Source organism: Mycolicibacterium wolinskyi, from assembly GCF_002101965.1.
Taxonomy (GTDB): domain Bacteria; phylum Actinomycetota; class Actinomycetes; order Mycobacteriales; family Mycobacteriaceae; genus Mycobacterium; species Mycobacterium wolinskyi.
The window spans coordinates 1-13,813 of the sequence record NZ_LQQA01000034.1; the positions used below are offsets into that span (position 1 = coordinate 1).

General features: G+C 66.6%; 12 protein-coding genes and 1 pseudogene. 12 read left to right on the forward strand and 1 reads right to left on the reverse strand.

Annotated elements, in window-relative coordinates:
• Positions 1–349 (reverse strand): annotated as a pseudogene (locus AWC31_RS34110) (MinD/ParA family ATP-binding protein); the annotation flags it as partial.
• A gap of 388 nt (positions 350–737) precedes the next feature.
• On the opposite strand from AWC31_RS34110, the gene AWC31_RS34115 reads away from it, so the two are divergent.
• The 12 genes from AWC31_RS34115 (at position 738) to AWC31_RS34170 (ending at position 13,702) form a co-directional block, all read left to right on the forward strand.
• Entirely contained in the window at positions 738–2,252 is a 1,515-nt protein-coding gene (locus tag AWC31_RS34115) for an EspA/EspE family type VII secretion system effector (RefSeq protein WP_085149996.1), read from the forward strand.
• A 33-nt stretch (positions 2,253–2,285) separates the two neighbouring features.
• The gene (locus tag AWC31_RS34120; protein WP_085149998.1) at positions 2,286–2,603 is read left to right on the forward strand and encodes an ESX-1 secretion-associated protein; all 318 of its coding nucleotides are present in this window, start codon (positions 2,286–2,288) and stop codon (positions 2,601–2,603) included.
• A 3-nt stretch (positions 2,604–2,606) separates the two neighbouring features.
• The gene (locus AWC31_RS34125) at positions 2,607–3,455 is read left to right on the forward strand and encodes an ESX secretion-associated protein EspG (protein WP_067849788.1); all 849 of its coding nucleotides are present in this window, start codon (positions 2,607–2,609) and stop codon (positions 3,453–3,455) included.
• Between the two features lie 14 nt (positions 3,456–3,469).
• Positions 3,470–4,012, forward strand: coding sequence for a secretion protein EspD (locus tag AWC31_RS34130; protein WP_085150000.1), 543 nt, complete (start codon positions 3,470–3,472; stop codon positions 4,010–4,012).
• Positions 4,005–5,729 (forward strand): type VII secretion AAA-ATPase EccA, encoded by a 1,725-nt coding sequence (gene eccA / locus AWC31_RS34135; RefSeq protein WP_085150287.1) that lies wholly within the window; start codon positions 4,005–4,007, stop codon positions 5,727–5,729. Before AWC31_RS34130 ends, eccA begins: the two co-directional genes overlap by 8 nt.
• A gap of 3 nt (positions 5,730–5,732) precedes the next feature.
• The gene (gene eccB, locus AWC31_RS34140; protein WP_085150002.1) at positions 5,733–7,175 is read left to right on the forward strand and encodes a type VII secretion protein EccB; all 1,443 of its coding nucleotides are present in this window, start codon (positions 5,733–5,735) and stop codon (positions 7,173–7,175) included.
• Positions 7,172–9,400, forward strand: coding sequence for a type VII secretion protein EccCa (gene eccCa / locus AWC31_RS34145; protein ID WP_067849781.1), 2,229 nt, complete (start codon positions 7,172–7,174; stop codon positions 9,398–9,400). The genes eccB and eccCa overlap by 4 nt, the downstream gene beginning before the upstream one ends.
• Positions 9,400–11,181, forward strand: a complete 1,782-nt coding sequence (gene eccCb, locus AWC31_RS34150; protein ID WP_067849779.1) for a type VII secretion protein EccCb — start codon at positions 9,400–9,402, stop codon at positions 11,179–11,181. The genes eccCa and eccCb overlap by 1 nt, the downstream gene beginning before the upstream one ends.
• A 149-nt stretch (positions 11,182–11,330) precedes the next feature.
• Positions 11,331–11,624 carry a PE family protein gene (locus AWC31_RS34155; RefSeq protein ID WP_085150004.1) on the forward strand — a complete coding sequence of 98 codons (294 nt, stop codon included), beginning with the start codon at positions 11,331–11,333 and terminating at the stop codon, positions 11,622–11,624.
• Positions 11,625–11,665: 41 nt separating this feature from the next.
• The gene (locus AWC31_RS34160; protein WP_085150006.1) at positions 11,666–12,994 is read left to right on the forward strand and encodes a PPE family protein; all 1,329 of its coding nucleotides are present in this window, start codon (positions 11,666–11,668) and stop codon (positions 12,992–12,994) included.
• 89 nt (positions 12,995–13,083) lie between these two features.
• Positions 13,084–13,383 carry a WXG100 family type VII secretion target gene (locus AWC31_RS34165; protein WP_067849773.1) on the forward strand — a complete coding sequence of 100 codons (300 nt, stop codon included), beginning with the start codon at positions 13,084–13,086 and terminating at the stop codon, positions 13,381–13,383.
• Between the two features lie 31 nt (positions 13,384–13,414).
• Positions 13,415–13,702, forward strand: a complete 288-nt coding sequence (locus tag AWC31_RS34170) for a WXG100 family type VII secretion target (RefSeq protein WP_067849771.1) — start codon at positions 13,415–13,417, stop codon at positions 13,700–13,702.
• Positions 13,703–13,813 lie beyond the last annotated feature (111 nt).

Below are 13,813 nucleotides of genomic sequence, written 5' to 3' on the forward strand. Positions count from 1 at the left end.
GCCGCGGGTCGTGCGCAGGTTGCGGCGGCTGCTGCGGCGGATGGGGAGCGGGCGGCTGTGGCGGCGGGGGCTGCTGCGGCGGGGCTTGCGGAGGTTGGGCCGGCGGCTCCCGGAACGACGTGCGCGCCCGTTCGGCGTCGGGGTCGGTCGGAACGCCGTGCGGATCGTCTGGTTCGGCGTTGTTGGGCGACTTCGGCACCGTCGGGTCGACGGGCGGTCGCCCCGGTATGGACGGCGGCTCGGGGGCCTTACGCGGCCTCTTGGTCGGGCTCGTATCCGGTTCGAAATCGCTTTCCTCCGGCCCCGTCCAGCCAAGCTCTCTACGCAGGGTGTCGTCGGGGTCGGTCACGACAAAATCTCCTCCGGAAGTAGACGACGAGAATCTCGACCGCTCTCAAGTATCGACTACAACTCCTTTTGGCCGCAGTAGCCATGCTGGGTTCACCGCCAGCAAACAGATTTTGGCACCGTCGTCCGGATTTCCGCGTCCCGGGGGCGATACCGCGGGCGACGTTGTGCGCACCGTGTGACCCGGCGGGCGGATGCTGGTGACCGCATTGTGCGACACGTGGTCTCCGCGCCAGGCGTCAAGCGGCCATAGGCATCGCTAGCTGCAGTTATGGTGCCGTTGTGGCCACGCTGAACCAGCACTCAAGCGGTCCACGGTCGACCGAAATTGGTGCAAGAGAAGTAGGTGATGCGCTGGTAATCTCTGATCCGGCGGAGGGGATGCAGGCATGGGAATGCTGAGCGATGTGGCCGATTTCGGCAAAGATGTCATCGATGACCGGGAAAAGTGGGCGGACCGATTCAAGAAGGTCGGCGACTTCATCGAGCGCAACGCAAAGGGCGACAAGCTGGAACGGGTGGCGAAAGCCGGCCGCAAACTCGCCGACTTCAGCAAGAAGTTCACCGACTTCTTCGAGTCGCGGCTGGGAAACCGGCTGGTCAACGCCGCCAAGTCGCCGATCCTGGCGGCCGGCCAGCACGTCATTGACGGCATGAAATTGACCACCGGGTTGGGCGACCCGGAAAGCGGCAGCCGGTTCGGTCAGGGGGCCGAGCGGCTGGGCGATGCCGGTCAAACTCTCACCGCGGCCTTCCCGTCCGCCGATTGGGACAGCAGCGGGTCGAACACCTACACCGGCAGGAACAACGAGCAGGTGAGCCGCACCCAGACGATGATCGGCGCCGATCAGTTGGTGGCCTTGGTGCTTTCGCGGGAGGCCCAGCAGATCGCCGCGACGCGCGACAACCTGGACAGCCAGTCCGACTGGTTGGGCGACATGAGTCTGATCACGATGGCCACCGGCTGCATTCCGTATGTCGGTAAGGCGGCGCAGATCGCGGCCGAGGTGGCGATGGTGAGCAAGGCCGTGGGCGAGTCGACGAACCAGCTCATGTCGATGCAGGACAACGCGAGCGCGAATGCCGCGGAGGTCCGCGGCGCGGTGAGCAAGTACGAGGCGATCGCCGATGCGGCGAAGCCGACCGGTGGCGATGAAGAGTTCGAGCCCACCGATGACGACGAGGCCAGTCCCGAGGCGCGCACCGAAGCCGATGCCGCTGCGGGCTCGGCGGCCGTACCCACCGCCGGACCGCCCACCGGTGCCGGCGGCGGGGGTGCTCCAGCGCCGCAGCAGGCATCCATGCGGGCGACGCCGTCGGTGCCGGCAGGCATGCCGGCGGGTGCAGGAGCGGTGGCGCCCCCTGGCGCGATGGGTGGTGACGTCGCCGGGGTGTTCGGCGCCGTGCTCGGTTCGGTGATGGGTCCCATCGGTGGGTTGCTCGGCGGCGTGATGCAGGCGGCGGGTCAAGCCGCACAGGCCGCCACGCAGGCCGCGACGCAAGCGGCTCAAGTGGCGAGCCAGGCCGCAGGCCAATCGCCGGATCCGGCCGCACTTGCCGAAACGGACGACAAACGCGACGAAAATTCCGAGGACCACCGCGAGGGCAAAGAGGAGAAGCCTCGCGACGACGGCCGGGACCGCGAGGCCGCTCAGACCGACGGCGAGAGTGACGCCGAAGGGCCCGACGAGGCCGGTCCCGGCGGTAACACCGCTGGAGAAGGTGAGGAAGGCGCAGCCAAGACCTTGCCGCCCGACCTCGCCGAAGCTTCGGCGGAGATCACCGGAGTCGGTCCGGCGCCGGTGCATATCAGTGCGGATTTCGAGCAGAGCCAGCTACGTATGCCGGCGGCAGCTACATTAGAGCGCGGTATTCCTGGATCTGCGTCCGCGATCGACACGTGATGGTTCAGGAAATATCAGGGATCGAGGGGATTCATGTCGGGTGATTTGCGGGTTACCACCGCTCATTTGCGCGAGTTATCGGCCAAGCAAGGGGAGGCCGCTGCCGTTCTGACTTCGGCGACCGCCGCGGTCGACGGCGTCGACTCCGCGGTGCGCTGGACGCACGGGCCGATCTCGTGGTCGACCGCCGCGGCGGTCGAGGCCGCCCAGAACGCGCGGCGCATCGCGGGCACCGGGATGGCGAGCGTCTCGCAGCACCTGGGCGAGAAGTTGACGAGTGCCGCGGGCCGGTACGACAACACCGACACGACCGCGGCCGAGGCCCTCGACGGCACTGTCGGAGCGAGGTAGGCCATGACTGCTCCGTACGGCGCCGATTCGGGCGCAACGCACATCGACGACGTCGTCGGCGTCGAGGTCACCATCGACGGGATGCTGGTGATCGCCGACAAACTCGAGCTCACCGACTTCCCGCCGTCGATGGGCATCCGGCTGAACATTCCGCAGCCCGATCTCCGCAAGATCGTATGGGAGCAGGTCGAGCGTGACCTCACGGCGCAGGGTGTGCTCGACGTCTTCGGGACGCCGCACCCCGAGGTGGCCGCGATGCTCGACACCCTGAGCCGGCCCGACCGCACGCTCGAGGGCCGGTGGTGGCGCCGTGACGTCGGCGGGAAGATGATCCGGTTCGTGGTGTGCCGCAAGGGGGCTCGGCATGTCGTCGCAGCTCGTGACAACGACATGCTGGTTCTGCAGCGGGTCGCTCCCCAGATCGGTACGGCAGGCATGGTGATGACCGTGCTCGGCGAGGGAACACCCGCCAACGTCGAACCGCTGACCGGTGTCGCCGAAACGCTCGCGAATTGCCGCACCGCCGAGGAACTCACCGGCTACGGGATCCCGCCGACTTCGGCGCGGGCCTATGCCGGGATCATCTCCGAGCCCGACAGCTGGGTGGAGATCGTCGCGACCGAGCGCCATCCCGGCGGCACCACGTCCCAGGTCGATGTCGCGGCGGGCGTGTTGGATTCCAAGCAGGGCCGCATCGTGTCGATACCGCGTCGCGTCAACGGCGAGCTGTACGGCAGCTTCCTGTCGGGCACCAAAGACAATCTGCAACGTGCTCTGGACGGTCTGGTCGAGTTCCTGCCGTCGAAGGCATGGTTCGACAAGTCCGACTCGGACAGCTCCAATCTGCACTGAGAAAGGCCGCCACGGTGGGTGACTTTCCGCCACACGATCCGGATGACGACGGTGATTACGACAGTCTCGCCGCTCTGGATTTCTCCTACCCTGACGACGATTCGGACGATCTGGGCCTGGCCGCGTTGGACACCTACGACACCGTCGGTCAGGCCGGCGACGGTGAATACTGGGACGGCCTCGGCGCACCGGGCGAGGCCGGCAACGAGGACGCGGACCTACCGGTGCCGCTTTTCACCGTCACCAACCCGCCGGGGACCGTGACGGTCAGTGCATACCTGGACGGACGAGTTCATCAGATCGATCTATCGCCGAAAGTCACCAATATGACCGAATCCGATCTCGCGGACGAGATTCTCGTCATCGCGGACCTGGCCGGCCAGCAGGCCAGGTCCGCTCAGTACTCGTTCATGCTCGAGGGCATGCGCGAGCACGGCCATGACGACGTCGCGACGCGCGATTTCCTGACCCGTGACCTGAACCTGCCGACACCCGAACAGGCCGATACGGCCCGGGCCCAGGTCTTCTCGACCCGTTATGGAGGTGACCATGGTTGACCACCTCGCCGGGATGTTCGGCAGCGCGGTCGGCATGCTGCCCAGCTCGCCGGCCCGTTCGCTCGAGATCTTCACCGAGATAACGAATTACGACGAGTCGGCGTGTGACGCGTGGGTCGGCCGCATCCGGTGCGGCGACACCGATCGTGTGACGCTCTTCCGGGCCTGGTACTCGCGGTCGAATTTCGGCCAGCTGGCCGGCGCCGCCGAGATCTCGATGAACGGGTTGAACGCCCGCATCCCGATCGGCGGCATCTACGGCAAAGACATCACGTATCCGATCAACTCGCCGTTGGCGATCACGATGGGATTCGCGGTCCAGGAGGCGACCGAAGGCAATTACGCCGACGCCATGGAAGCGTTGGAGGATGCCCCGTCGGGTGGTGCCGAACACCTGGTGTCATGGATCAAGGCGGTGATCTACGGTGCGGCGCAACGCTGGACGGATGTCATCGACGAGGTGCGCGGGGCTGACCGCTGGCCGGACAAGTTCCTCGCCGCCGCGGCAGGAGTCGCCCACGGCGTCGCGGCGGCCAATCTCGGGTTGTTCACCGAGGCCGACCGGCGTCTGACCGAGGCCAACGACACCCCGGCCGGCCAGGCCTGCGCCCCGGCGATCGCCTGGTTCCTGGCGATGGCGCGTCGCAGCCAGGGCAACGAAGAGTCGGCACAGGTGCTCCTGGAATGGCTGCAGGCGAACTTCCCCGAGCCGAAAGTGACTGCCGCACTGCGTGATCCGGCCTACCGGCTGGAAACCACCACGGCCGAGAAGATCGCCGCCCGCAAGGATCCGTGGGATCCGAACAGCGTCGTCGCCGACACCTCGGCGCGCGACAAACTGCTGTCGGAAGCCCAGGCCGAACTCGACCGGCAGATCGGCCTGAATCGGGTCAAGGAGCAGATCGAGGCGTACCGCGCGGCCACGCAGATGGCCAGGATCCGCGCCGCGCGCGGCATGAAGGTGGCCCAGGCGTCCAAGCACATGATCTTCGCCGGGCCGCCGGGCACCGGTAAGACGACGATCGCGCGCGTCGTCGCCAACATCCTGGCCGGCCTCGGCGTCATCGGCGAACCCAAGCTCATCGAGACCTCGCGTAAAGACTTCGTCGCCGAGTACGAGGGACAGTCCGCGGTCAAGACGGCCAAGACGATCGACCGCGCGCTGGGCGGGGTGCTGTTCATCGATGAGGCGTACACCCTCGTGCAGGAACGTGACGGCCGCGCCGACCCGTTCGGTACCGAGGCATTGGACACGCTGCTGGCGCGGATGGAGAACGACCGCGACCGGCTCGTGGTGATCATCGCCGGCTACAGCAATGACATCGATCGGCTGCTCGAGGCCAACGACGGTCTGCGCTCGCGGTTCGCGACCCGCATCGAGTTCGATTCCTACTCGCCCGACGACATCGTCGAGATCGCGAAAGTCATTGCCAATGCCAATGATTCACAGCTCGACGACACCGCGGCCAAGCGCGTGCATGAGGCGGCGACCCTGCTCAGCCAGCGCAGGCTCAACGGCAAACCGGCCCTCGACATCGCAGGCAACGGCCGTTACGCCCGGCAGCTGGTCGAAGCCGGTGAACAGAACAGGGACATGCGGCTGGCCCGCTCGCTGGACTTCGACAGCCTCGGCGTCGAACAGCTCAGCGAGGTCAACGGAGAAGACATGGCGGCGGCGATCGCGGCGGTGCACGGCCGCCTGAACATCGGCGAATAAGCGATGGCAGGCTTCCGGCTCACCACCAAGGTTCAGGTCAGCGGCTGGCGTTTTCTGCTGCGCCGCGTCGAGCATGCGATCGTGCGCCGGGACACCCGGATGTTCGACGATCCGCTGCAGTTCTACAGCCGTGCGGTGTTCGCCGGAATCGTCATCGCAGTGCTGATCTGCCTGGGTGCAGCGCTGATGGCGTACTTCAAGCCGCTCGGCAAGCAGGGCAGTGACACGCTTTTGGTCGATCGCAACACCAACCAGCTCTACGTCATGCTGCCGGGCAGCTCGCAACTGCGCCCGGTGTACAACCTGACCTCGGCGCGGTTGGCGCTGGGCAACGCCAGCGAGCCCGTCGCGGTGAAGTCCGAGGAGCTCAACCGACTCCCCAAGGGCCAGTCGATCGGCATCCCCGGCGCGCCGTACGCGACGCCGACGGGTGCGCCCGCGTCGCGGTGGTCGCTGTGTGACACCGTCGCCAAACCCGACAGTGCCGCACCGGAAGTCGAACCGTCGATCCTCATCCGGTCGTTGTCCACCGACATGTCGGTCGGCCCGATGCGCGCCGATCAGGGCATGCTGGTCGCGTTCGAAGGGGCCAACTGGTTGGTCACCGAGGGCGGCCGGCACTCCATCAACCTGGCCGACCGCGCGGTGACGTCGGCGGTCGGTATCCCCGTCACCGCCAAGGCGACCCCGATTTCCGAGGGCTTGTTCAACGCACTGCCGAACATGGGTCCGTGGCAGCTGCCGCAGATCGCGGCCGCGGGTGCGCCGAATACCCTTGGGCTGCCGGCGAATCTGGTCATCGGTTCGGTGTTCCAGACCGCCACGGAATCCGATCCTCAGCACTATGTGGTGCTGCCGGACGGCGTGGCACGGGTCAACGACACGACGGCGGCCGCACTGCGGGCCACCAACTCCTACGGTCTGCTCGAGCCGCCTTCGGTCGAAGCGAGCGTGGTCGCCAAGATCGCCGAGCAGGTGTACGTCTCACCGTTGCCGGACAAGCCGCTCGAGGTCATGTTGCGCCAGGATTCACCGGTGCTGTGCTGGTCCTGGCAGCGTGAGCCCGGCGACCAGGCACCCAAGGCGACTGTGATCGCCGGCCGCCGGCTGCCCATCCCGTCCACGGCGATCGGCTCTGGCATCGATCAGATCGACGGTGACGCAGTGGTTTACATCGAGGGTGGCCAGTTCGTCCGGCTGCAGTCACCGGACCCGCGGGTGGGCGAGAGCCTCTACTACATCGATCCGCAGGGTGTGCGGTACGGCGTCGCCAACGACGATGCCGCGAAGACTCTCGGTCTGTCGGGTGCGGTGAACGCGCCATGGCAGGTGGTGGGCCTGCTCGTCGAGGGGCCGGTGCTGTCGAAGGAGGCGGCGCTGCTCGAGCACGACACGCTGCCTGCCGATCCGAATCCGCGCAAAGTCGAAGGCGGGCAAGGCTCATGACGACGAAGAAATTCACGCCGACCGTCAAGCGCGGCCCACGGCTGACTCCGGGCGAGATCAACGTGACCCCGCCCGACGACCTCGGGGTCGAGATCCCGCCGTCGGGCATCCAGAAGGCGCTGCCGTGGGTCATGGGCGGCGGCATGCTCGGGATGATCGCGATCATGATCTTCACGGGTATCCGGCAGCTGTCCCCGTACATGCTGATGATGCCGCTGATGATGGTCATGGCGACGGTCGGTTTCATGGCCGGCGGCGGGCCCGGCGGCAAGAAGGTTCCCGAGATCAACGCCGACCGCAAGGAGTACCTGCGGTACCTCGCCGGGCTGCGCACCCGCGTGACGTCGTCGGCGTCGGCGCAGGTGTCGTTCTTCAGTTATCACGCACCGCATCCCGAGGATCTGCTGTCGATCATCGGCACCCACCGTCAGTGGGCGCGGCAGGGCAGCTCCGAGTTCTTCGCCGCGGCCCGTATCGGGATCGGTGCCGAGATCGCGGTCGACCGGTTGCTCAAGCCGAACACGAGCGGTGAACTCGCCGGCCCGCAGGGCGCACCGGCACCGCACCTCGAGCCGGTCAGCCACATGTGGGTGACGAAGTTCCTCCGGACCCACGGCCTGATCCACGACTGCCCGAAACTCGTTCAGCTGCGGACGTTCCCGACGATCGCGGTGGGCGGCGACCCAGACGGCGCCGCGGGGCTGCTGACCGCGATGGTGTGCCATCTCGCGGTGTTCCATCCGCCGGACCTGCTGCAGATCCGGGTGCTGACCGACAATCCCGAAGACCCGAACTGGTCGTGGCTGAAGTGGCTGCCGCACACCCAGCACCAGACCGACACCGACGCCGCGGGTGCCACCCGCCTCGTCTACACGCGGCCCGACGGGCTCAGTGATCTGACCGCGCGCGGTCCGCACACCGCCGACGCGGCGCCGGGCGGCCCGTACGTCGTCGTGGTCGACCTGACCGGCGGCAAGGCCGGATTCCCGGTCGACGGCCGGGCCGGCGTCACCGTTCTCACCCTCGGAAACCATCGCGGCTCGGCGTACCGGCTGCGCGTGGACGCCGACGGCACCGCCGACGACCGCTTGCCGAACCAGAATTGGCGTGAGGTGACCCGGGTCTCGGACCGGATGACGCCAGGGCAGGCGAACCGCGTCGCCCGCAAGCTCGCCGGGTGGTCGATCACCGGCACTATCATCGACAAGAACGTGCGCGTACAGAAGAAGGTGTCCAACGAATGGCACCACCTCGTCGGCGCACAGTCGGTCGCGGAGGTCACTCCGGCGCGGTGGCGGATGTACACCGACACCGATCGGGACCGGCTCAAGATCCCGTTCGGCCACGAACTCAAGACCGGCGAGATCATGTATCTCGACATCAAGGAGGGCGCGGAGTTCGGCGCCGGTCCGCACGGGATGCTCATCGGCACAACCGGTTCCGGTAAGTCCGAGTTCCTGCGGACGCTGATCCTGTCGTTGGTCGCCACGCACCATCCCGACCAGATCAACCTGCTGCTCACCGACTTCAAGGGCGGCTCGACGTTCCTCGGTATGGAGAAGCTGCCGCACACCGCGGCCGTCGTCACCAACATGGAAGAGGAAGCCGAACTCGTCAGCCGCATGGGCGAGGTGCTGACCGGCGAGCTCGACCGTCGCCAGTCGATCCTGCGTCAGGCCGGTATGCAGGTCGGTGCCGCGGGCGCGCTGTCCGGTGTGGCCGAGTACGAGAAGCACCGCGAACGCGGCGCTGATCTGCCGCCGCTGCCAACGCTTTTCGTCGTCGTCGACGAGTTCGCCGAGCTGCTGCAGAACCATCCGGACTTCATCAACCTGTTCGACCGCATCTGCCGTGTCGGCCGGTCACTGCGCGTGCACCTGCTGTTGGCCACGCAGTCGCTGAACACCGGCGGTGTCCGTATCGACAAGCTCGAGCCCAACCTGACGTATCGAATCGCCTTGCGTACCACCAGCTCCGCGGAATCCAAGGCCGTGATCGGAACGCCGGAGGCGCAGTACATCACGAACAAGGAAAGCGGCGTCGGGTTCCTGCGGGTCGGCATGGAGGACCCGGTGAAGTTCCGCAGCGTCTACACCGGCAACAACTACGTGCCTGCCGACGACGATGACGTGGACGGTGAGGTCAAGCCGCGGTCGCAACGGCAGGCCCGCGTGCGGATCCACCAGTTCACGACGGCCCCGATCTTCGATACGGCGGTGAACTGATGAGCACAGAGGCTGAACCGAGAGTCCTGCGCGAGGTGGTGCTCGAGCAGCTGGGCACCGGCGAATCGCGCGCCTACAAGATGTGGCTGCCGCCGCTCACCGACCCCACGCCCGTCAACGAACTCGTCGAGCGTGACTACCAACGGCAACCGCTGCGTTTCGGGCTCGGAATCATGGACGAGCCGCGCCGTCACCGCCAAGAGGTCTGGGGCGTCGACGTTTCGGCCGCCGGCGGCAACATCGCGGTCGGCGGGGCGCCGCAGACCGGCAAGTCGATGTTCCTGCAGACGCTCATCCTGTCGGCCGCTGCCACGCACACGCCGCGCGACGTGCAGTTCTACTGCGTCGATCTCGGCGGTGGCGGCCTGATGTACATGGAAGACCTGCCGCATGTCGGCGGCGTGGCCACGCGCGCCGAGCCGGACCGGGTCAACCGCGTCGTCGCCGAGGTCAAGGCGGTGTTGCGAGCGCGTGAGCAGGTCTTCAAGCAGTACCGCGTCGGCTCCATCGCGGCCTACCGGCAGATGCGGCAGGACCCCAACAATCCCGCCGCGCAGGACCCGTTCGGCGATGTGTTCCTGGTGATCGACGGCTGGCCGGCGTTCGTCGCGGAGTTCCCCGACCTCGAGCCGGCCGTGCAGGACCTCGCCGGTCAGGGTCTGGCGTTCGGCGTGCACGTCATCATCTCCACCCCGCGGTGGACGGAACTGAAGTCGCGCGTCCGGGACTACCTCGGCACCAAGGTCGAGTTCCGGCTCGGTGACGTCAACGAGACCCAGATCGACCGCATCACGAGGGAGATCCCGTCGAACCGGCCGGGTCGGGCGATCTCACTCGAAAAGCATCACCTCATGATGGGCGTCCCGCGACTCGACGGGGTGCACAGCGCCGACAACATCGTCGACGCCATCTCGTCGGCCGTGTCGCAGATCGCCGCCCGCCACACCGACGAGGCTCCGCAGGTGCGGGTGCTGCCCGATCGGATCTACCTGCATCAGCTGGATCCGAATCCGCCGGGACCCGACGCTGATTACCGCACGCGGTGGACGGTGCCGATGGGTGTGCGCGAGTCGGACCTCACGGTGGCCTACAACCAGATGCACATGACGCCGCATCTGCTGATATTCGGTGCGCCGAAGTCCGGCAAGACGCGGATCGCGCATGCCATCGCGCAGGCCATCTGCAAGCGCAACAGCCCGCAGCAGGTCCGGTTCATGCTCGCCGACTACCGGTCGGGCCTGCTCGACGCGGTGCCGCAGAGCCACCTGCTCGATGCCGGCGCGATCAACCGCAACAGCGCGACGCTGGAAGAGGCCATCAAGGCGCTGGCGGTCAACCTCAAGAAGCGGCTGCCACCGCCCGATCTGACGACGGCGCAGCTGCGGGCGCGGTCGTGGTGGAGTGGTCCGGACGTGGTGCTGCTCGTCGACGACTGGCACATGATCGTGGCGGCCTCCGGCATGATGTCGCCGATGGCTCCGCTGGCGCCGTTGTTGCCCGCCGCCGCCGACATCGGCCTGCATCTGGTGGTTACGTGTCAGATGAGCCAGGCCCATCGGGCGACGATGGACAAGTTCGTCGGGGCCGCCTATGGGGCCGGTTCGCCCACTTTGTTCCTGTCCGGCGAGAAGAACGATTTCCCGTCACGGGAGATCACAGTTAAGAAGAGGCCCCCTGGCCAGGCGTTTCTGGTTGCGCCGGATGGCAAGGAAGTCATCCAGGCCGCGTACGTCGATCCACCCGAAGAAGAAGTGTTAGCACCACCACTACAGGGCAGTTAGTATTTATTCCAACGCACTCAGCAACGCTGGCGGCGGCCCGCCAGCAAAGGGATCGGGGGACAGATTCCTTGACGACTTGGCAAATTGCTGCCATGCCGCCCGTGAGTGCTTGTCCTTGACTAATCCGAATCGAAAAGGGGATTAAGCAAATGCAACCGTTGATGCACAATCCGGGTGCCGAGGCTATTGCGGCACAGGTGATCGCAAATGCCGCACGTGGGCTGGCCGGTGGCACCACCGCGTCCGCCGCCGTCTCCGCGCTCGCCCCGGCCGGCGCTGACGAGGTCTCGGCCATGGCGGCCGTCGCGTTCGCCAGCGAGGGTGTCGAGGCAATTGCGGCGAACGCGTTCGCCCAGGAAGAGCTGACCCGGGCGGGCGCTGCGTTCGCCGAGATCGCGGGCATCTACAACGCGGTCGACGCCGCCAACGCCAGCACGCTGTAGCAGATCGCAGGCAACTTTCGAGCAGATAGGGTCATCCACCAATGGTCGCGGCGCCGCCCATTCCGCCGGTCTGGATCGCATTCCCACCGGAGATCAACACCGCACGTTTGATGTGCGGTGCCGGCCCGGCACCGATGCTCCAGGCGGCCACCGGATGGGAAGGCCTCGCGATTCTGCTGGAAACCCAGGCGGCGGAATTGGCCGGGGCGCTCAGCAACCTGACGGGCCTGTGGAGTGGCACTGCCAGTGAACGTGCCATCGCCGCCACGATGCCGATGATCATGTGGCTGCAAACCACGGCCGCGCAGGCGCAGAAGCGAGCTCTGCAGGCAACGGCACAGGCGAGTTCCTACAGCCTGGCCATGGCAACCACGCCGCCGTTGCCGGAGATCGAACAGAACCACATCACGAACGCGGTCCTGAACGCGACCAACTTCCTCGGCATCAACACGGTGCCGATCGGGCTGAACGAGATGGACTACTTCGTCCGGATGTGGAACCAGGCGGCCGGCGCGATGGATGCCTATCACGCCGAAACGACCGTCAACCTGCTGTTCGAACCGATCATGCCGATGAAGCCGATCGTGCTGCCCGGTGTCTCCGCTGCAGTTGCGGGGTCGGCCCTTGCCGAGGCTGCTCCGCGCGCCGCCCAGGGCGCGGCCCGCAACCTGGTGATCGAAAAGGTCGGCGCCCAGGCGATGATCGAGAATTCGGCCTTGCTGATGGGCAACGCCGCTGCGCAGGTCAACCACGCCGAGCAGCGCGCAGTGAGCGCGGCGAACAAGGGTGACAATGCCGCGCAGCAGGGTCAGCAACAGGAACAGCCGGGCCAGCAGCTCCTGCAGCAGGGCATGCAGATGGCCATGCAGATGGGCGGACAGGCCGCGCAGATCCCGGCGCAGCTGGGGCAGCTGTTCCAGAGCCAGGTGCAGCAGTTCACGCAGCCGCTGCAGCAGGTGGCCACCCAGATGGTCAGCCAGTTCAGCAGCATGGGCGCCGACAAGGGCGCGCAGATCGGTTTGATGGGCGCCAGCCCGTTCTCGAACCATCCGATGCTCGGCGGGTCAGGTCCGAGTACGGGTGCCGGCCTGGTGCGTGCGGCGTCACTGCCGGGGGCGGGTGGAACGGCACCGCGTACGCCGATTCTGTCCAACCTGCTCGGCATCAGCGGTGAGATCAAGTCGCCTGGACTGGCCGGCGCAGGCTCCGGCTCGAGCGGTCCGTTGGCACCGGTGGGCAGCGGTGCGGGCGGCGGTGGGCCGATGACCCAGGCCGGCCAGCGAAAGAAGGAGGGCGGGTCCAAGGACGGGCTCGTCGCTCCGACACCACTGACGTACGACCTTTCAGAAGATGATGACGACGACTGGTAAGTCGTCACACCACAAGACTTTCCGGCCGCCCGGCCGGAGGACTCGCCATCAATGTTGGTGAGGACAAAGGAAAATAAGGGGAATCCAACATGGCAATGAATACAGATGCCGCCGTCCTCGCCAAGGAGGCTGCTAATTTCGAGCGCATCTCGGGCGAGCTGAAGAGCGTCATCGGACAGGTCGAGTCCACCGCGGGCACTCTCGTCTCGCAGTGGCAGGGCCAGGCCGGCACCGCCGCCCAGGCCGCGTTCCTCCGCTACCAGGAGGCCGCCACCAAGCAGGTTCAGATGCTCGACGAGATCTCGGCGAACATCCACACCTCGGGCACGCAGTACACCTCGACCGACGACGACGAGGCCGGCACGCTGTCCTCGGCGATGAACCTCTGACCACCAGACCGCGAGAAAACGGAGAACAGACATGACTGAACAGGTATGGAATTTCGCCGGTATCGAGGCCGGCTCGAGCGAGGTCGTCGGCGCCGTCGGTACCACCAACGGACTGCTCGACGAGGGCAAGGGTTCGCTGGCTGCGCTCGCCGCGGCGTGGGGCGGCCAGGGTTCGGAGGCCTACCAGGCCGTTCAGATGCGTTGGGACCAGACCTCCAACGAGCTGAACATGGCGCTGCAGAACCTCGCCCAGACCATCAGCCAGTCGGGCGCGAACATGCTGCAGACCGAGAACGGCGTCACGGGGATGTTTGCCTGATCGACGCGTGCACGATGATGGGCGGGTCGGCCGACAAGCTAGGTGGCCGAACCCGCCCATCACGTGCGCATGGGTGTAAAGATCTGTTTATCTGCTTTGAGTATTGAGGGG